Here is a 20,182-nt window from a genome sequence, read left to right as displayed (position 1 = left end):
GCCAACAAGGGGTTGCTTCTAATGACTGTAAACAACCCCGCGTCAGGCCATGTCGGCACAACGTCGCCATGGCCTGACGTTTTTTTTTGCATGAATCCGAAAACTATCGTTATCGTGGGTGGAGGGGCCTGTGGCGTTGCTACATTTGCCCACCTTGTCCTGAAACTCGTTGTTGAACCCGGAGCTGATCCGGTTTCGTTTGTAGTCGTTGAAAAACGGGAGGAAATAGGTCCCGGCCTGGCCTACGGGACGGGTCAGAAGGGGCATCTGCTCAATACATCGGCCGGGCTGATGGGCATCTTTGCCGAAGAACCTGACCACTTTGTGGAGTGGATGGCCGGGCGGAAAGATTTCATCGACGAACACTTTCCCGAAACGGAAACCCACGCCGATGGCTACCCACCCCGTCAGCTCTACGGCGTTTATCTGAAAGATGTGTTTGATGAGTATGTAGCGCTGGCCCGTCAGCATCAGATGACCGTCGACATCTACCAGGAGTTGGCTATCGATGCCGACCTGACCGACAATCAGGTGAGTGTTACGCTGGAGTCCGGCCGTTTAATTCCGGCGGATGTACTTGTGCTGGCGACGGGAACGCCCCGACCCAATAATTTTACGTCCCTGGAATCATCCCCCAATTACCTGGATTCGCCCTGGCCAGCCGGACGGATTTTGAACACAATTGAGGATAAAGACGCGTCGGTCTGTATCCTGGGGGCCAGCCTGACAGCGCTGGACGCGGTTATTACGTTGGTCAATAATGGCCACCGCGGTCCCATCAAGATGTATTCGAAAGACGGACTGCTGCCCCGCGCGCAGTCGCCGAAGGAAGTACCATTCGATCGGCAGGTGCTGACACTGGCTAACATCCGCAAAGTAATTCGGGAGAACAAACGGCCATTGCAGACCAAAGACTTGTTCCGGTTGTTTCAGGAAGAAGTGGAACGCGTAGAAGGACCGCAGGACTGGAAACGATTCCGGCGCGTGGGCCGGTCGCAGCTCGAACTGATCAACGAGGACATAGCCCTGGCCGAGAAAGGAAAAAGTATTTTCCAGAATATCCTGTACTCAACCCGCTATATCTCGTTTGAGACCTGGCAGCTTCTGCCTCCCGATCAGCGGAAGCTGTTTTTTAAATGGCTGAAACCCTACTCTGATATCAACCGGCACGCGATTCCTTTGCAGAATGCCTACAAACTCCGGGATTTGCTGGCGTCGGGGCAATTGACCGTAACGGCCTACTCCGACAAGATCGACTGGAACGAGGAAACGAAACGGTTTACGCTCACGACCGAAAAAGGGCATACCGACGAGGCCGACTACGTAATCAACGCTACCGGGCCTGCCATGAACATCGAAAAAATGGATGTGCCTATTTTGCAGCAGATGCTGAAAAAAGGCTACCTGCTGCCCTGCGACGCGGGTGGGGTAGAGGCTGACGTCAACACCATGCAGGTATGCGTTCCTGACACAAAGGATGCGCCGGTATACGGCATTGGCCACGTACTGGTCGGCGAGTTGTTCGACACGAACGCCGTCTGGTTCAACGTCGAACAGGTCGACCCAATGACTACATCCATCCTCAAACGCCTGACGCATGAACGTACTAAATGAACTGCTGACCAGCGTCGTGCCGCTGTACGGCTTTATCATTCTGGGGTACGTGGCGAATCGATGGCTTGGTCTGGAAAGTAAGCCGATTTCCAAGTTGCTGCTTTACGTCCTGATTCCGCTGGTTATTTTCGATAACATTCTGAAAGCCGAAATGACCCAGCTGGCCGTGGCCATGTCCATCATTTTTCTGCTGGCGGCACTGATGAATATTCCTGGCCAGTTAGCCGGACGCTTTTTCGGAAAGGACCTGAACCAGGATCTGCTGAACTGTTCGTATTCGTATTTCAACATTGGCTGGTTCGGCATTCCGGTGGTGATGGCGCTGTTTGGCGAAGAGAAAATGCCGCTGATCATCAGTGCCTACATGGGCAACGTTCTGTACGGTGACACCGTCGGCTACTATCTGGTATCGCGCAGCAAAGACCTGCCCGTCAGCGACTCCATTAAGAACGTCCTCAAGATTCCGGCGATTTACGCCCTGATCGTTGCGATTGTTGCCAACGTAATGGGATTTAAGATGCCGGAAAGTCTGGAGCCCGTCACGAAAGGGGCAAGCTGGACGCTGTCGGCGCTAGGCATGATGATCATTGGGATAACGCTGACGCAAGTTAAGTTCAAGGAAGTCGATTATAAACAATTCAGTAAGCTGATGGCCGTGCGCTACGTAGCGGCCGCTGCGCTGCTGGGGGCACTGGTCTGGCTGGAATCCGTACTGATTGGCCAACTCGAAGGCGAAGAACAGAAACTGATGCTGTTGATGGCCACGTTTCCCATTGCCGCTAATCTGGTCGTCTTTGCGTCCTTTCTGGACACTGAAACGGAGAACGCGTCGGTGCTGGTGGCGTTTTCATCCATTATTTCGCTGGTGCTTGTACCGGTTGGCTGTCTGCTGCTGTTTCAAAACGGGGGCTAGCCAGTCAGATTCATTGTTGGATTTCAACACGGGGACTCGGAGAACACGGAAGTTTTTGGAGGTGAGTTTTGCTGCCAGAGGAGGCAGTACCTGACGGTTGATAAAGCAAAATCATTCTCATGTGTGGAAAAGCCTTGTCGGTTGTATCTTGTTGAAAAACAGCACCAGCCGATGAAACAACGAATACTGTATCTCTTTTTCCTTGTTCTGGCGTCAGCAATAGCGCGCGGGCAAGGTTTTGTTGAAGTACCTTTTCAGATCGTTGATACGTTTGGGCCATTTTCGCCCGGTTACCTCACTGTTAATTTAGTACCTCTGGCCCAGGCGAAATCCAAACGATCATATCATCTGCTAAAAGGAATTCCCGGTTCCTGGAAAGGGACAAAACAGGGACTTATTCCGCTAGATAATAACCAGTATACATTTCAGCGTAGTAAAGCTGGAGAGATTACTGGTGAGGAGTATAAGGACTTTCAGGCGGAGAGCCATTGGTCAACTTTGCCCCGGGAGCTGTCATGGTCCCCGATTCGGTGCTATGTGTACGCCGTAACCGGTGTTGATGAACAGAGCCGGTTTCAGGTGTTGATTGATAGCAATAATAATCTGGATGTAAGCGACGAGGAGCCGTTTGAATCTGCTGCCTACTCGAACATGTTCAACTCCCCCGAAACGGGCACTATCCGTCTGATTCAATTTGAGCGGTACCTGAACAGGAAAGTAGTTAAGGCGACCTCGAAGCTGGCAATCTGGCGCTCGGCAGACGAAATTAAAATTAGTTTTCCGCTTTATGCGCAGGCTACCTTCCCGGAGTCGGGCGAACGGATAGCGGTTGTCGCTACGAACTGCGCTAATCCCAACTTTATCAATTCCGTTGCTACCGTATTGACTGATAGTATGATGCAGCGGGCTAAAGAGCCTGGCAAACGTGTGTGGACGAGAGGAATGAGTAAGGAAGGAGAGTACTTGTCAATAAATCAGGAAACCTATAAATACGCGGGTGTTGATCTATTAAGGCAGGTCATTCGGCTGAAGAAAATGAACCGGAATGATACGTTGTATTCGACACAGCGGGGATTTTTGGCCCCACCATTTACGGCGGTTGAGTTTACAACCCAAAAGCCGCTGTCGCTGTCCAGTTTGCGGGGCAAATACGTATTACTCGATTTTTGGGGAACCTGGTGCACCCCCTGTCGGGCTGAAATGCCGAGTTTGAAGCGGGCTTATGAGCAGTTCGATCGAAGCCAGGTCGAGTTTGTTGGCATTGTCACGAACGATACGCCGGAAAAGCTGCGCCAGTATCTCGATCAGGAGAAAATTACCTGGCCGCAACTTCACTCCGATGAGGCCGATAAAATAGCGGAAGCGTATCAGGTAAACAGTTACCCGACAACGGTACTGCTGGACCCCCAGGGTAAAGTGGTATTGACCCATATTAGTGGCCAAAACCTGCCACAAGTGCTTTATCAGCTGACAAAGTCCAAGAACTGAACGGATTGATAACCAGGATGCGACAACTTATGCCGAACTTGCGTTATCAAAAAACACATGCTACAAACCCACATGACCATGAGAATCTTATTGTTTGTCACAGTATTGCTGCTGGGGCGCTTTGGTTACGCCCAGACCGTAGCACCCGATACGTTTGCCCTGGCTCTGAAGAAGGTGCAGAAACCACAGCTGATTGATGTGCGGACACCCGCTGAGTTTGGCGACGGCCACCTGCCGAACGCAACTAACATCAACTCGCAGGGCGCAGACTTTACGCAGTCGTTGAGCAAACTGGACAAAAATCAACCCGTTTACGTCTACTGCATGTCGGGCGGACGTAGCAAAGGGGCGGTCGAGAAACTTCACGAGTTGGGCTACGATCAGGTCTATGAACTGAAAGGCGGCTACCTCAAATGGGCGTCGCGGATGATGCCGGTCGAGGGCGTAAATCGATCGACGGACAAAGCTCAGTGGTCGACGGCCCGGTTCGACAGCCTGATTCAGGCGCAACCGCTGGTCCTGGTCGATGTGTACGCCCGCTGGTGCGCACCCTGCAAAAAGATGATGCCGCTGGTCGATAAATTAGGGGAAGAAATGACCGGCAAGCTAGCGGTTGTCAAGTTCAACGCCGATACCGAAAAGGCAATGCTGGCGGCTTACAAAGTCGAAGACCTGCCTACATTGCTGGTATTCCGGAACGGCAAGCTGGAGAAACGGGAGATTGGTTTCCACGACGAAGCTGCGCTACGTGCCCTGCTGACATCTGGAAACTAATACGGACAAAAGCGACTGATAGTCGGCTGACATTGAATGCTGGTAATGTGTATGAAGCGTTGCCAGCGTTCCTGACCCCATCAATAAAAATGAGTTCTGAACGATGGGAATCCGGCCCATTGTTCAGGGCTCATTTTTATTGATGGCCCAGAGACCCAGCAGCGGGCCGGGCAGCAATACGTAGAATAACGTTGCCGAAAAGCCAAACTGCTGCGTGAGCCACGCCATTAACTGGATAGAGACAACCGTCAGCAGGAAACCCAGGCTGGTTAACAGCGTCAGGATGCTACCCCGTTTTTCAACGGGCGCACCACTGGCAACCAGGGCCGAAAACTGGGGTGAGTCACCTGCCGCGGCTGCTCCCCACAGCAGGAGAAAAAAGGCAAAGATCGGGAGCGGTACTCGCAACGCAGCCGGAAACAGGATGATACAAAGACCGGAGGTAAGAAGGAAGGCCCACGCTACCCGGCGACTACCAATCTGCAGCGCCCGATAACCACCGCCCACGCACCCCAGTAGTCCGGCGGCAATAGCCATAAAGGCCAGAAGAGACGGATTCGCGGCTGTGTCAGGATGCATTGTGTTGTAAAGGGTAACGATTACCGGCAGAAAGGCCCAGAACGTATACAGCTCCCACATGTGACCGAAATAACCCAGCATCGCAGGCCGGAACGCCGAAGGGCGAAACAGCTCGGTTACGGTACTAAATCGAAAAGATAATCGCTGAGCGAGGACCGGTTTGGCAGGTACGACAGCCGCTAATAAAATTCCGCCACTTATCGCCAGACCGCTGACGGCCAGGGTCAGTGTTCGGTAGGGGAGGCTGGTTCCCAGTCCACGTAACAGGTGCGGAAAGGCCGTGCCTAAAACCAGGGCGCCAACCAGAAAACCCATGGCCCGGCCCAGCACCGGCCTGAACCAGTCGGCGGCAATCTTCATCCCCACCGGATAGACTCCCGCCAGAAAAAAACCGGTCAGAAACCGGCTTGCCAGTAACGGTTCAGCCCGGAGAGGGAAGAGCAGCCAGCCTGCGTTGGCCCCAGCTGCCAGAATAACCGAAACCAGGAAAACCCAGGTGCTGGGAAAGCGGTCGGGGAGAGCCAGCAGGGCATAGAGTAACGTACCACTCACAAAGCCAATCTGCACCGCCGACGTAATCCAGCCGTTGATGCCCGGCGCGTTCAACAGGGGCATGAGATCCGGGAGAATGGCATTTCCCGCGAACCACAGCGACGTACCCGCAAACTGGGACAGTACGATAACGACTAAGCCGGTGGTCGAAACAGAGGCTGAAGACATGACCAAAGATACGGCAACGCGGGCGGTTGGCTCACAAACCGGTGATCATAAAAAAAGCGGAACCGGTTTATACGGGTTCCGCCTGATTACTATCTCGCTATCGCTGCGGCTACTGCTTAACGATCTTAACCGTTTTGAACTGGGCTGCATCAGTTACCTGGAGCAGATACGTACCGGGCGTGCGGCCCAGGTTAACCCGTTGCCGACCACTTGTCTCCGTTACGTCCAGCGACTGTTCGCTGAGGGACTTGCCCTGACTGTCCAGCAAACGCATATGAACGGACTTGCCCTGCACGCCCGACACCTCGACTTCGACCTGTTCGTTGAGTGTTGGGTTACCCAGCACCTGCACCCGCAGCGTGTTTTCCACTTTGGCACTGAGCAGGCCGCAATAGCCCGGCAGATCGAACGTGAACTGGGTTGTTTTGCCGCTCTGCATAGCCTTGATCAGAAGCGGCTCGGGGGTGTTCAACCGACTTGTTTCAATAGTTCCGGCTACGTCGGTTGGGGCTGTACGTTTCACCCCGATCGCCGAGAACGTAATGGGCGTACCATCGCCCTCAGTCGTCCGGAATGTGATCGCGCCGGTAGCGCAGTCGCACTGCGGAGCTTCCAGTACCAGCGGTTTAGTAACGGCAGGAAGGACGGTAATCGTAAATGTGGTTTGTTCAGTTGGATCGATCGCTTTGATCGTAATCGGGTAAGTCCCCGGCTGGGTTGGTGTGCCCGAAATCCGGCGGGTTTTGGCGTTAAAGCTCAATCCGGCGGGTAAACCCAGAACCGGGTTGCCCGACGCGTCCCGGGCAACCCGGGCCAGGGCGCTGGCTGGAAGCTGGTACACAAAATCGCTGCCCCGGCGGGAAGTCTGATCGGCCAGATAGACTTTGCCCGAAAAAGTCTGGGCGTGTCCTGCCAGCGAAAGACCGGTAAGGGTCAATGTCAGCAGTGCTATTGTTCTGAGGTTGTGTATTGAGGAGAACGACATAAGCTACGGAGAACGCTTCTGGATAAAGTGAGGCAGTTTTTATAACGCAATATGCACATTTTGAGCCAGATAGTTATCTGGTGGTCGATTATTTCAACAAAGGATTACCTAGGTACTGTTTGTTTTGGTTCAGGGGTAAATAAAGTACAATACGATCTATTTTTTTGTCAATAGACGTGGGCTTTTAGGGGCGTGGGTGATTTCGAGAGTACCGGTAAAGCAAAAAGGCTGAGCCAGCTTTCGCTAACCCAGCCTTCGGCCTAACTATTGGCCTGCTTATTGCTTAATGATCTTCACCGTTTTGAGTTGCGTAGCATCACCGGCCTGCAGGAAATACATACCGGGCGAATGACCCAGGTTGACCCGCTGACGCTGGCTGGTGCCGTTTACGTCCAGCAACTCCTCGCTGAGCGATTTGCCCAGTGCGTCCAGCACGCGTAACTGCAACGTCTGTCCCTGAATGCCCGTTACGTCAACATCTACGTGATCATTGCTGGTTGGGTTGCCCAGCACCTGAATCTGAAGCGACTGTTCTGAAACCGCCAGACGGGCGCCCGACGAGCAGGGCGCCGGACGTACCCATTCGAGCGTTACTTCCGAAGCCGGCTCACCTACGTAACGAGCCCGCAACGTGAACGGCTTCACGTCACCCGCCGTCCGGAGATCGTAGTTGAATACGTGAGTTGGGTTGGTGCTCCAGCCCGTAATTCCCGGAACCGAATAGTACTCAACCGTTTTACCCGCGGCTGCATTGGCCACCTGGAACGTAAAGACACCCGTAGCACAGTCATAGGCTGGGGCAATCAGCGCGAAGGCGCCACCCGTTGGTGGGGGCGTCGTGCCGCCACAGGCAGCGGCCAGATCGAAGGTATAGCTTACGCTGATACCACTCTGCGTGGCGGTAATAACTATTGGTTTAGGATCCCCCCGCAGGCCCGGTTCAACGACACCGTTCGGGTTGGTGGGTGCGTCGCGGCTGATACCAATCGCAAAGTACGTAATCGGCGTACCGTCGCCGTTGATCGTCCGGAATGAGATTGCGCCCGTCGAACAGTTATACAGCGGAGCAATCAGCGCCAGTGGCTGAGCCGCATCAGTCGTCACAACAATGATATCGAACATCGCCTGGGCCGACAGGTTACCCGGATCGGTAGCCGTCACGATAACCGGGAACGTACCAACCTGGGTTGGCGTACCCGAAATCCGGCGGGTTGTTGCGTTGAAGGTCAGCCCTTCTGGCAGACCCGACACCGAATACGTCAGCGCGTCGCCGTTTGGATCCGAGAAGGTGGTTGCAGGAATCAGATAGGCAAATGCCACGCCCCGGCGCGCAAACTGGTTTTCCAGTGGCGTAGCCAGAACAGGTGGCTGGTTACCGTTCGATCCCTGGCAGTACACCCGGAAGTTGAAGACGTACGTAACGACCTGACCATTCTGCCGGGCTTTCAGTTCTACCGTTTTCGAGTTCTGATCGGCCAGGACGGGCGCGTCCAGGAACTGATTTGGATTCGGACTCCAGTCGGTAATACCAATGCCCTGGTACTCGATCGGCGAACCATCGCCACCGGTCGTCTGGAACATAATAGCTCCGGTCTGGCAATTGAACTTGGGCTCAACCAGCGCCAGCGGCTGAGCAATAGCCTGAATGGCCTTGTCGGCCTGAATGAATCCGTAACCCGTGCGGTAATCAAAACCGGCGTCGAACCCCGCCGTCAGTGGGTCGTCCATGTCCAGCGCCGTCTGCTGCATAAGTGTCAGGACACTGCTGCGGATCAGATTGTTGCCCGCTTTCTGCTGCATCAGGGCTGCCACGGCGGCTGCGTGTGGAGCGGCTGCCGACGTACCGAAGAAATTGGGAAAACCGTCGCCCTCATAATCCGAACCGAAGAACGTGTTGTTACCACCGTCAACCGAGGTGATTTCCGGTTTCTGACGATACTCTGGCTGAGCCAGACGGTTACCGGCCGCGTCGAACAGCATGGGCGTTCCTCCCGCCGACGAGAACGACTCAACCCGTGGGGTTGTCAGGTTTACGTTGAATGCCGGCGTGTTGTAGTACGGAGCCGCGGCTACACTGATACAGCCCGCGGCCATGTTGTGTCCGTACGACGCGCCACTGTTTGTATTGAACTCAACAACGCTGGTGCTGCTGCCAAAGTTAACCCACTTGATACGTCCCGGATCGGGTCCGTCGTATTTGACGATGTACACCTCAAGGTCAACCGCACTCGTGGTCGAGTTGGTGTAGGTGCCCGTTACTTCGACCGGATCACCACTGGCAATGTTATTGGCTACGCCACTTAATACCAGTGTATTACCCCGATAGACTAAAATATCCATATCGGTTGTGGCCCCAGTGCCGCCACTTACCGAGCGGAACGGCTGATCCCACTGCAGAACAAGCCGGAGCGTACCCCGGGCCGGTACGGTAATGCGCTGGCTGTATTTGCCCCCAAAATTATGCGCATAACCGAGTACGTTTGTCGCGTTGCCCGGTGCTGAAACCAGCGGACCCGGCATATACTCTTTTTCGTAGGAGGCCCGTGCCCGGTTCCCGGCCGACGAGAAATATGATACCCGGGAGTCGTTGGTAACTACTTCGTTAACCGCCTGACCGACGATGCCATCCTGGAAGAAGGGCTCGGCCAGGTAGATGATGTCATCCACGATGATATTGCAGCCGGCAGCCGCCAGGTTTTTGATGCCCTGCGCAAAGCCTGCCTGCCCCCGGTTGGCGGTGTTGAAGGCAATAGCCGCGCCCGGCGCTACGTCGTGTACGATCTCGGCCATTGCCCGCCCTTCGTCCGACGCGCCCGCCACGAGGTAATCATCAAGTACCTGCACACCGGCGGCTGGCAGGTCGCCCGAGGCTACACCAGCGGCAGCGCCACCGAGGTAATTGTACGAGTCCGAAATGACGCCAACTTTTGAGCCGCTACCATCAACACCTAGGGTCTGGCGGGCAATATCAGCGCGCAGGGCCTTGTCGCCCTGTGACGTAACCTTTCCGACGTTCAGATCGGGCTTGTAAAACGGATGCGCGTAGGTCAGCGTGCTGACGTTTTTTAGCTGATCCAGTTTGTCGATGGGCATGTAGCCAAAGATCATACCTTTAAACGCGACGCCCTGCCGCAGGCCAAGTGCCTGTAACTGGGCGAGGAGCGCCTGACCGTTGCGGTCGCTGGCTGCGGCTTCGATGGCTACGGCACCATCAATGATGACGTACTCGTTCTGAACTTCCGAATTGCGGTCGGGAGGGAGAACGGCCCCGTTCGCACTTTGCTGAAGATTCAGCAGATCGGGAGTGAGTTTGGCCGCCCGGGAAGCCGATTTTAACGCGTTCGGGTTTTGTGCTTGGGTTAGGAAGGGGGATGCTGTCAGAGCAAGCGCCAGGAAGGCTGCCGATCCCCATCCTCTAAGTAGAGGTTTTAACATAGAATAAATTGATGTGTTTTTGGGTTAGTTTAAAATAATCTATCGTACGAACGGTCGTAGACCTCGCTAAAGTAATGGCTGAACAAATATCTTGGTAGCAAAATGTTATGAAATATGAATTAATGTGACAAATGGCAGATAAAATTTACCGAAACGCGGGAGAAAGGTGCTGTTTACAGCGAACGGACAGTATTTTGCACTTTATGAATAAAAAATAAAAATTGATTGGGGGATATGGCTGACTTCCTTGTCTTATAGACACTAAACCCCTTTCACCAATGTCCGCCAATGCTTTCCCCTTTGGGCGACCTGCTGATACCAGCAGCAATGAACCGGTGCCCCTCGTCCGGTTGGATCCGGACGTGCCGCCAACACCACTGCCCGACAGTGAACTGTTTATCCGGAAAGCATTTGAGACAGATGCCCAATTAGGCTGCGAGCTGCTGTTCCGGCAGTATTTCGCTCCTTTATGCAGCCACGCCATCCGATTCGTATATGACCGGCAGGTCGCCGAAGACATTGTTGCCGACATCTTCTATACGTTTTACACAAAAGTCCTTTACCAGCAGGTAAAAGGATCGTACCGGGCCTACCTCTACCAGGCCGTACGAAACCGCGCCTACAACAGCCTGCGCTGGGAACTGGGCCGGCAGGAGAGGCTGCCCGATGGGCTCGATCAGGCCGATACGGAGGCTGCCCAGCCCGATCGGCTGATGCAGCAGGACGAATTGTACTGGGGACTGGAGCAGGCCGTGCAGCAATTGTCGCCCCAGCGGCAGCGTGTTTTTCTGATGAGCCGGTTCGAGGGGAAATCCTACAAAGAAATCGCGCAGGCCATGAACCTCGCCCCCAAGACGGTCGAAAACCACCTGCTGCAGGCTATTGCCACCATTCGCCAGATTCTGCGGCAACAAAATCTGATCAGCTGGGGACTAATTCTTTTTACCGCGCTATCGTAGCGATCAACGATACTCTATCTAACTATGGAACCTCCTAAGGAGTTGGTGTTCAGTTATTTTTCTGGTAATGCTACGCCGGTGCAGCAGCGGGTTATCGGAGATTGGCTGGCTCGCCCCGAAAATCAGGAAACCTATTTCGCCTGGCTCGATGAGTGGGAACGTCGGTTTCCCCAGTACGTACCTGATACGGCTGAACAACTAGTACAGTTTCAGCAGCGGCTTGAGCGCCCATCGGCCCTGTCTGATCAGTCCCTACGGCCGGTGGCGGACAAAGGGCATGTGCGCTGGCGTCCGGGGCGCTGGCTGGTAGCCGCTTCCATACTACTGGCCTGCTGTACGACGGGCTGGCTCCTCCGCGATCATCTGCTGTACAAAACCATCAGTACCCAGACACATCAGCTTCGGTCGCTGGAACTGCCCGATGGGTCGACAGTAGCGCTGAACAGCCAGTCTACGCTGCGGATTCCCCGTCTGGGCTACGGCTGGCTGTCACGCCGGGTCCTTCTGACGGGCGATGCGGTCTTTGACGTGAAGCATCTGCCCAACGACCAGACGTTTGTGGTACAGACCGCCGATGGGCTCGCCGTCGAAGTGCTCGGAACGGAGTTTTCGGTACGGAGCCGCCATTCCCGGGCCGAGGTTGTTCTCCGCCGGGGCCGCGTCAATCTACACTACGCAGCCGATCAGCAGCCTGCCCAGATACTGGCGATGAAGCCCGGCGACCGGGTAACGCTGAACGAGGAGAGCGGGCTGCAGTTGCAGGCGAAGGCCGATACGGCCCGGTTTGCGCAATGGCGTTACCGGTCGTTCAGTTTTAATGCCACGCCCCTGGGCGACGTAGCGAGGCAGATACAGCATGTCTTTGGCGTGACCGTACAACTGACCGATCCTGCCCTAGCCCGGCGAACCCTGACCGGAACGATTCGGGCGGGCTCGTCGAACGAACTGGCCGAAGCCCTGGCCGAACTCCTGAATCTGCGCGTCAACCAGCGCGGGCAAACACTCGTCTTTTCTAGTCCTACTGAACCCCAATTGACCCAATGAGAAAAACAGTACCACTTACACTGGCTACCGGCTGGTTGCTGGGTATGAGCTATGGCTACGCCGTTGCTCAGCCGCTGGTATTTGCCCGAAGCACAAATCGGGTGGGCGTGCAGGCTGGCTTAGCCAAAAATGCTATTCCGGCGGGCCAGTCGCTGAAACAAACCTTGTTGCAGTTAAAGACGCACTACCAGGCAGACATCCTGTTCGAGGAAACCGTCGTGTCCGGGATGATGCCGACCTCATCCGCGGAGTCGATTGACCTGAGCGCCCGGCTGGAAACGAATCTGAATGCGCTCTTGAAACCATACGGCCTGCGGTTTAAAAAGCTGCGGTCGGGCGCATACCTGATTCTGGGGCCAAAAGGAAGCGATAAACCACTGGGGAATGCAGCGACTGCCGCATCAGCTGGCCCTGTCCTGCTGCCCGGTTTGCAGACGCTGTCGGTTGGCCCGGTAGCGGAAACGGTTTCTACCGACGTTCGGATAACGGGACGCGTGACGGGCGAAGCCAACGAAGGGCTGCCGGGCGTAACGGTGCTGGTGAAAGGAACGACCCGAGGCACGACCACCGACTCGGATGGCCGTTACCAACTAAATGCGCCAGAGGGAGCCACAACGCTGGTCTTTAGTTTTGTGGGGTACGTTAGTCAGGAGCTGACCATCAGCAACCGGTCGTCTATTAATGTGCAGCTACAGCCCGACACAAAAGCACTGAACGAGGTTGTTGTTGTCGGGTATGGTCAGGTGAAGAAAAGCGACCTGACGGGAGCCGTAGCGACAGTGCCCGTGGAGGAAATCAAAAAAGTGGCCGTTACGTCGCTCGACCAGGCCCTGCAGGGCCGGGCGGCTGGCGTTCAGATCACACAGAATTCGGGCCAGCCGGGCGGTAGCACGACCATCCGGATTCGGGGTGGCAACTCGATTCAGGGGGATAACGAGCCGCTGTACGTCATCGACGGGATTCCGTTCAAAAACGACGGTGCGAACAGCGGGTCCAGCTTTAACGTACTGAGTACGCTGAATCCCAGTGATATTGAGACAATGACGGTCTTGAAGGATGCTTCCTCAACGGCGATTTATGGATCGCGGGGAGCGAATGGCGTCGTTATTATTACGACCAAGCGGGGCAAGGCGGGTAAGTCGACGGTCAATTTTGAAACCTATTACGGCATTCAGCAGGTGCGCCGGAAGTACCCGGTGCTGAACGGTCGCGAATACGCCCAGTTTGTAAACGACGCGAATACGAACGAAGGGCGCCCTGCCGTGTACACCCCCGAGCAGGTAGCGGGGTTCGGCGAGGGAACCGACTGGCAGAACGAAATCTTTCAGCAGGCGCCGATCCAGAACTACCAGCTGTCGATGAGTGGTGGGGACGAACGTACGCAGTACGCCATCGGGGGCGGTTACTTCCGGCAGGACGGTGTCGTGGTCAATTCCAACTTCGATCGCTATTCGTTCCGGGTGAACCTGGATCGGAAGCTGAACAACAAAATCAAGATCGGTAATAACCTGACCGTGAACCGTACCGTAACGAATCAGTCGCGTACGGATGCCGACCTGGGAAGCGCGGGCGTGGTAACGATTGCGGCCCTGCAATTTCCACCCATTCTGCCGGTACGTAATCCCGACGGAACGTACCTGATCACAAATCCGGCGCTGAACTTCACGGCCGATAACCCGGTGGCGCTGGCGCGCGATGGGAAGAATCGAAATACCGCCTACCGCGTCTTTGGCAACGTCTTCGGCGATTATCAACCCATTGATGGGCTAAATCTGCGGGTATCGCTTGGTATCGACGGCATTTTGCAGAAGCAGGACTCGTATTCGCCCCGCTCCGTATCGAGCGGACTGGCGCAGGGGGGAGCCGCCAGTATTTTCAATTCGCAGTCCATCACCTGGCTGAACGAGAACCTGCTGACCTACAGCCGCACCATCGGCGAAGTGCATTCCATCAACGTATTGGCAGGCTTCACGCAACAGGCGAGTCGATACGAAAGCAGCGCGGCTTCGGCGCGAAACTTCGTGAACGATAATCTGGGCTCGGGCAACCTGGGCTCGGGTTCGGTACCGCTGACGCCCTCGTCAAACATCGGCACCTGGGGCCTGCAATCGTATCTCGGCCGGATTAATTATGGCTACAAAGATCGGTACCTGCTGACCGCTTCGTTCCGGGCGGACGGGTCATCGCGTTTCGGCGCGAACAAACGCTATGGCTATTTCCCCTCGGCAGCGCTGGCCTGGCGCGTATCGGAAGAGCCTTTCCTGAAAAACGTTGCCGTGCTGAGCGACCTGAAACTGCGGGCAACCTACGGGCTGACGGGTAACCAGGACGGCATCGGCAATTATCCGTCCTACTCGCTGCTATCCACGCAGAACTACGTATTCGGTAATACCGTATCGACTGGTCTGGGACCAGGCCAGATTGCCAATCCGGACTTGTCTTGGGAAACAACGACCCAGGCGGATATGGGGGTGGACGTTGGCGTCTTGAACAACCGCATTACACTGACGGCCGACGTGTATCTGAAACGCACCCGCGATCTGCTGCTGGCCGTGACGATTCCCAGTACGTCGGGCTATTCAAGCGCCATCAAGAATCTGGGTCGGGTGCAGAACAAGGGACTGGAGTTGAGCATTTCGTCGCGGAACATCGACGGTGCCTTTAAATGGAACACGGACCTGAACATCGCTATGAACCGGAACAAGGTGCTCGATATTGGTGGAGCACCCCAGATTTTTGCCGGTAGCGTAGCCAATATCGGGCAGAACATCAACTCCGGTATTATCCGAGTAGGAGAACCACTAGGTTCGTTCTTTGGCTACGTAACCAATGGCCTGTACCAGAGCACCGAAGAACTGACGGCCCTGGCTGACCCGCAGGCGCGTAAACCGGGTGACCGCAAGTACCTCGACCTGAACGGCGATAAGAAAATCGACGACAACGACCGAACCATCATCGGGCGGGCGCAACCTAAATTCATTGGCGGGTTCAACAACACCTTCTCCTACAAGGGACTGGAACTGACGGTATTCTTCCAGGGCGTCTACGGGAATAATATTCTGAACGCGAACCGCTTCGAACTGGAATACCTGAACGCAACGACCAATCAGGATCGCGACGTACTGAACCGCTGGACGCCAACCAACACGAATACCGACGTCCCGCGCGCGTCGACCACACGTCCGGCCAACCGCATCTCGACCCGGCAGATTGAGGACGGTTCGTACCTGCGGCTGAAAAATCTGCAACTGGCCTATAATCTGCCAACGTCGGTCATTGACAAGCTGAAGCTCCAGTCGGTGCGGGTGTATGCAACGGCGCAGAACTTCCTGACCTGGACAAACTACTCAGGCTACGATCCGGAAGTGAACCGCTTCGGGCAGGACAGTCGGAGTCAGGGCTTCGATTACGCCAGCTACCCAGCGGCCAAAACGTTTCTGTTCGGTCTTAACGTGGGATTTTAATCAAAGAGCGAAAGTGTGATACCGGGCCGCCGGAGCGGAGCGAAAGAGCGTTCCATACGGTGCCTAGTTGCTCTCAACGTGTTTTCACGATAACTCTTAACTGATACAGACATGAAGTTGCTAACGATACGAACTACGACTGCCTCTCGAAAACTTTCGCTCTTTCTCTCGTTCACTCTTTCGCTCTTTGCCCTGACCGCCTGCGAGGTGCTGGAGCAGACGCCCGAGTCGAACTTTACGCCCACGAACTTTTACAAGAATGCTGACGATGCTAAGGCGGCCGTGAGCGCCGTCTATGATCCGCTGAACTCGGCCAATATGTACGGGCAGATTATGTGGATTCTGCAGGATCAGGCGACAGATGATGCCGAGTGGGGGAACGGTCGCTCTACGGCAAACCAGCCCAAAAACGACCTGGATAAATTTACGTTCACCCCCGCCACCAGTACGTTTCAGTCGATCTGGGGTACGCTCTACAATGGCATCAACCGGTCTAACACGGTGCTGACGCGGGTGCCGGGTATTGCGATGGACGAAAATCTGAAAGCGCAGTACCTGGCCGAGGCTAAGTTTATGCGGGGCTTCTATTACTTCACGCTGGTCCGGCTGTTTGGCGGTGTTCCCGTCATCACGTCGGAAACGACGTCGCTGGTTAACTTGAACGTAGCGCGGGCGTCGGTGGATGACGTGTACAAGCAGATCATTCAGGATTTCACCGACGCCGAAAGTGTGCTGCCCGTAACGTACTCGACCGTCGATCGGGGCCGGGCGACGAAAGGGGCCGCGAAGACGTTTCTGGCCAAAGTGTACCTGACGCGCCAGGATTGGGCGAATGCGTCGGCGAAGGCAAAAGAAGTAATGGACCTGAACACCTACGATCTGTGGGCCACCTACGCCGAAGCGTTTCTGATTGCGAACAAGAACGGCAAAGAAGCCATTTTCGAGATGCAGGCCCTAAGCGGGGGCAACGGCGAAGGAAGCTGGATGCAGGGGTATATGCGGCCTAACTTCGACCGGATTAACGGGATTGCGGGTTTCGGCGATGATCCCCCAACGGAAAGTATTTACCGGGCCTATCGCGCCGATGACCGGCGACGTAGCGTCAACCTGCGGCTCTACACGGCTACCAGCACCCCCGCAGCCCCGGCCAGCATCTTGTTTCCCTGTTACGTGAACAAGTACCTGGACCCCACGGCCACCAGCAACAGCGATGGCGGAAACAACTTTCCCATCGAACGCTACTCCGATGTGCTGCTGATGTACGCGGAAGCGCTGAACGAGCAGGGCGCGAATAACCCTGCGGCCTACGCAGCCGTCAATCGCGTACGGAGTCGGGCGGGGCTACCTAACCTGACCGCGAACCTGAGTCAGGCGCAGTTTCGCGATAGCCTGCTGCTGGAACGTCGTCTGGAACTGGCTTTCGAAGGCCACCGCTGGTACGATCTGGTACGTACCAAACGGCTGATCAGTGCTGTCAAGGCGCAGAACCCAACGCTGCAGGTCGAAGAGCGTCACTACCTCTACCCAATCCCCCAAACCGAACGCGACGTCAATCCACAGCTAACGCAAAATCAAGGATATTAGGAGGAAAGGGAGGAAGGAGGAAGGGGAGGAAAGGCGGCTGGCGCGTTCTTCGCGGATTCTACCCTATTCCTTTTTTCTTTCCTCCCCTTCTTCCCCCTCCTCCCTTTCCTCCTTCCCAATATGCTCCGTCGATCCTTTTTACAACGCTCATTGGTTGCCGCTCCGCTGATCTGGTCGGGTGAAGAGTTGGCGGGTTCGTCCGTTTCGGCTGGGGTGACCCCCGAGATTATCAATGCGGGCGTTGGTGGTAATAACACCGTCGATCTGCTATCCCGGATGGATGGCGATTGTCTGGCGCAGCGCCCCGAACTGACCATTCTGATGGCGGGCACGAATGATGTGAACAGTAAGAAATACGTACCGCTGCCCGACTACGAGCGAAACCTGCGCACGATGGTAAAAAAGCTGTTAGACGTAAAAAGTCAGGTGATGCTGATGACGATTCTGCCCGTTTACGAACCCTACCTGATGACCCGGCATGATCCGGCGTTCTACCAGCCCGACGGTCACGCAGCCCGAAAAATGGCTATGAATGACACGATCCAAAAAGTAGCTGCAGACAACCGCCTGCCTTTACTGGACATGCACCACATTTTCAACACCGTGGGTAACATTGGACTGGACGCCAGCAGCCTGCTGAAAAACGAAGCCAACAGCAACAAGACCGACGGGGTGCACCCCACGCCCGATGGCTACCGGACGATGGCCGTTGTTATCTACACGTTTCTTGTCCAGAACAAGCTACTCAAAAACCGCATCGTCTGCTTTGGTGACAGCATCACAAAAGGGGATGATCAGGGCCGGAATTATCCGGCTTACCTGCAACAATTAGTCACTGTCTGATTCAGTAAACCCATGACATTTCTTCCGCATTTCGTTCACCACCGTATTCGTCGTGCCAGCAAAAACTGGATGGCGGCTGGCTGCCTGTTTGGCGTAAGTCTGTTCTCGCCCGCATTCTCACCTGTTTCAACGTCGGTCCCGTTGGTACGTCCGGCCGCCGTTCGGCAGGCTGATGTAATTATTTATGGAGGTACGTCGGCGGCTATTACGGCGGCCGTGCAGGTCAAAAAAATGGGTAAGTCCGTCATCGTCGTGTCGCCCGACAAACACCTGGGTGGTCTATCGTCGGGCGGGCTGGGCTTTACCGATACGGGAAATAAGGAAGTAATTGGCGGACTGGCCCGCGAATTTTATCAGCGTCTGTATCAGCATTACCAGCAACCGGCTTCCTGGCAATGGCAAAAGAAAGAAGAGTACGGCAACAAAGGCCAGGGGACGCCCGCTATTGACGGTAGCTCCCGGACGATGTGGATTTTCGAACCCCACGCGGCCGAACAAGTATTTGAGGATTTCGTGAAGGAATACAAGCTGACTATTTACCGCGATGAGTGGTTGGATCGCTCGCCCAAGGGGCTGGTTAAACGGAACGGCGCTATCCAGTCGTTCCGCACGCTGAACGGGAATGAGTACCGGGGCAAGATGTTTATCGACGTTACGTACGAAGGTGATTTGATGGCAGCTGCTGGTGTGAAATACGCTGTCGGGCGGGAGGCCAACAGCGTCTACGGCGAAAAATGGGATGGCGTCCAGACGGAAGTTTTCCAGCACGGGCACCATTTTAAAACCAACGTTAGCCCCTATAAGATAGCGGGCGATCCGAAGAGCGGTCTGTTGCCCGAAGTGTCGGCTGAAGCACCGGGGGAATACGGCGCGGGCGACGACAAAATTCAGGCGTACTGCTTCCGGATGTGCCTGAGCAACCACCCCGACAATCGGGTGCCGTTTGCCAAACCGGCGGGCTATAACGCCGATCGATACGAGCTGTTAGCGCGGGTATTTGCGTCGGGCTGGCGCGAAACTTTCAATAAGTATGATCCGATCCCCAACCGGAAGACTGACACGAATAACCACGGTCCGTTCAGTACGGATTACATTGGTAAGAACTACGATTATCCCGAAGCGACGTACGAACGACGTAAAGCCATCATCAAGGACCATGAGTTGTACCAGAAAGGACTGATGTATTTCCTGCAAAACGACCCGCGCGTTCCGGCCGATGTGCACGAGAAAATGCAACAGTGGGGCCTGCCTAAAGACGAATTTAAAGACAACGGCGGCTGGCCCCACCAACTGTACATTCGTGAAGCCCGGCGTATGATCAGCGATTTTGTGATGAAAGAAGCCGACGCCCTCGGAAAAACCACGGTTCCCGAACCGGTCGGCATGGGATCGTATGCCCTGGATGCGCACAATGCTCAGCGTTACGTTAAAAAAGATGGTTTCGTGCAGAACGAAGGCGACATCGGCGTACACCCTGACAAGCCTTATTCCATTGCCTACAAGTCGATTGTACCGAAGGAAAGCGAGTGCAAGAATCTGTTTGTGCCAGTCTGTCTGTCGAGCACCCACATCGCCTTCGGATCAATCCGGATGGAGCCGGTCTTTATGATTTTAGGGCAATCGGCGGCAACGGCGGCCGTGCTGGCCATGCAGAACAACGTAACGCCCCAGCAACTGCCGTATGCTACGCTGGAAAAAGCTCTGCTGGCGGATAAGCAACGGTTGACTTTTTAAGGAGGAAGGGAAAAAACGAGCGTCAGCATTCTTTCCTTCTCTCCTG

At 55.2% G+C, this 20,182-nt stretch carries 14 protein-coding genes; 10 read left to right on the top strand and 4 right to left on the bottom strand.

All coding sequences use genetic code 11. The features are described 5' to 3' along the window. Nucleotides 1–90 precede the first annotated feature (90 nt). A complete protein-coding gene (locus tag HU175_RS20500) occupies nt 91–1,614 on the top strand; it encodes an FAD/NAD(P)-binding protein (protein WP_176568351.1) in 1,524 nt (507 codons plus the stop codon). Then, entirely contained in the window at nt 1,598–2,527 is a 930-nt protein-coding gene (locus tag HU175_RS20495) for an AEC family transporter (RefSeq protein ID WP_176568350.1), read from the top strand. Before HU175_RS20500 ends, HU175_RS20495 begins: the two co-directional genes overlap by 17 nt. Nucleotides 2,528–2,537: 10 nt before the next feature. Here the strand turns inward: HU175_RS20495 and HU175_RS20490 are convergent, their stop codons facing one another. After that, entirely contained in the window at nt 2,538–2,807 is a 270-nt protein-coding gene (locus HU175_RS20490; RefSeq protein WP_176568349.1) for a hypothetical protein, read from the bottom strand. A 257-nt stretch (nt 2,808–3,064) separates the two neighbouring features. Between HU175_RS20490 and HU175_RS20485 the strand changes: the two genes are divergently transcribed. Next, nucleotides 3,065–4,015: a redoxin domain-containing protein gene (locus HU175_RS20485; protein ID WP_176568348.1), complete on the top strand. Its 951-nt coding sequence runs from the start codon at nt 3,065–3,067 to the stop codon at nt 4,013–4,015. 78 nt (nt 4,016–4,093) lie between these two features. Further along, nucleotides 4,094–4,789 carry a thioredoxin domain-containing protein gene (locus tag HU175_RS20480; RefSeq protein WP_176568347.1) on the top strand — a complete coding sequence of 232 codons (696 nt, stop codon included), beginning with the start codon at nt 4,094–4,096 and terminating at the stop codon, nt 4,787–4,789. A gap of 123 nt (nt 4,790–4,912) precedes the next feature. Here HU175_RS20480 and HU175_RS20475 read toward each other — a convergent pair whose 3' ends face one another. From HU175_RS20475 to HU175_RS20465, 3 genes are all read right to left on the bottom strand, one after another. Continuing rightward, nucleotides 4,913–6,088 (bottom strand): MFS transporter, encoded by a 1,176-nt coding sequence (locus tag HU175_RS20475; RefSeq protein ID WP_176568346.1) that lies wholly within the window; start codon nt 6,086–6,088, stop codon nt 4,913–4,915. A gap of 109 nt (nt 6,089–6,197) precedes the next feature. After that, nucleotides 6,198–7,073: a putative Ig domain-containing protein gene (locus HU175_RS20470; protein WP_176568345.1), complete on the bottom strand. Its 876-nt coding sequence runs from the start codon at nt 7,071–7,073 to the stop codon at nt 6,198–6,200. Between the two features lie 276 nt (nt 7,074–7,349). Further along, on the bottom strand, nt 7,350–10,508 hold the full coding sequence (locus HU175_RS20465; protein WP_176568344.1) for a putative Ig domain-containing protein: 3,159 nt from the start codon (nt 10,506–10,508) through the stop codon (nt 7,350–7,352). 278 nt (nt 10,509–10,786) lie between these two features. Between HU175_RS20465 and HU175_RS20460 the strand changes: the two genes are divergently transcribed. From HU175_RS20460 to HU175_RS20435, 6 genes are all read left to right on the top strand, one after another. After that, nucleotides 10,787–11,467: a sigma-70 family RNA polymerase sigma factor gene (locus HU175_RS20460; RefSeq protein WP_176568343.1), complete on the top strand. Its 681-nt coding sequence runs from the start codon at nt 10,787–10,789 to the stop codon at nt 11,465–11,467. Between the two features lie 24 nt (nt 11,468–11,491). Further along, the gene (locus tag HU175_RS20455) at nt 11,492–12,511 is read left to right on the top strand and encodes a FecR family protein (protein ID WP_176568342.1); all 1,020 of its coding nucleotides are present in this window, start codon (nt 11,492–11,494) and stop codon (nt 12,509–12,511) included. Further along, complete coding sequence (locus tag HU175_RS20450; protein ID WP_176568341.1) at nt 12,508–15,975, top strand: SusC/RagA family TonB-linked outer membrane protein; 3,468 nt, start codon at nt 12,508–12,510, stop codon at nt 15,973–15,975. The genes HU175_RS20455 and HU175_RS20450 overlap by 4 nt, the downstream gene beginning before the upstream one ends. Before the next feature lie 111 nt (nt 15,976–16,086). After that, nucleotides 16,087–17,559, top strand: a complete 1,473-nt coding sequence (locus HU175_RS20445) for a RagB/SusD family nutrient uptake outer membrane protein (protein ID WP_176568340.1) — start codon at nt 16,087–16,089, stop codon at nt 17,557–17,559. Nucleotides 17,560–17,679: 120 nt separating this feature from the next. Continuing rightward, nucleotides 17,680–18,402, top strand: coding sequence for an SGNH/GDSL hydrolase family protein (locus tag HU175_RS20440; RefSeq protein ID WP_176568339.1), 723 nt, complete (start codon nt 17,680–17,682; stop codon nt 18,400–18,402). A gap of 12 nt (nt 18,403–18,414) precedes the next feature. Continuing rightward, a complete protein-coding gene (locus HU175_RS20435; RefSeq protein ID WP_228724224.1) occupies nt 18,415–20,136 on the top strand; it encodes an FAD-dependent oxidoreductase in 1,722 nt (573 codons plus the stop codon). The last annotated feature ends 46 nt before the right edge of the window (nt 20,137–20,182 follow it).

The sequence above is a fragment of the Spirosoma sp. KUDC1026 genome, assembly GCF_013375035.1.
Classification (GTDB): domain Bacteria; phylum Bacteroidota; class Bacteroidia; order Cytophagales; family Spirosomataceae; genus Spirosoma.
The sequence above is the reverse complement of the archived record's forward strand: the minus strand, read 5'-3'. Positions and strand labels throughout refer to the sequence as shown.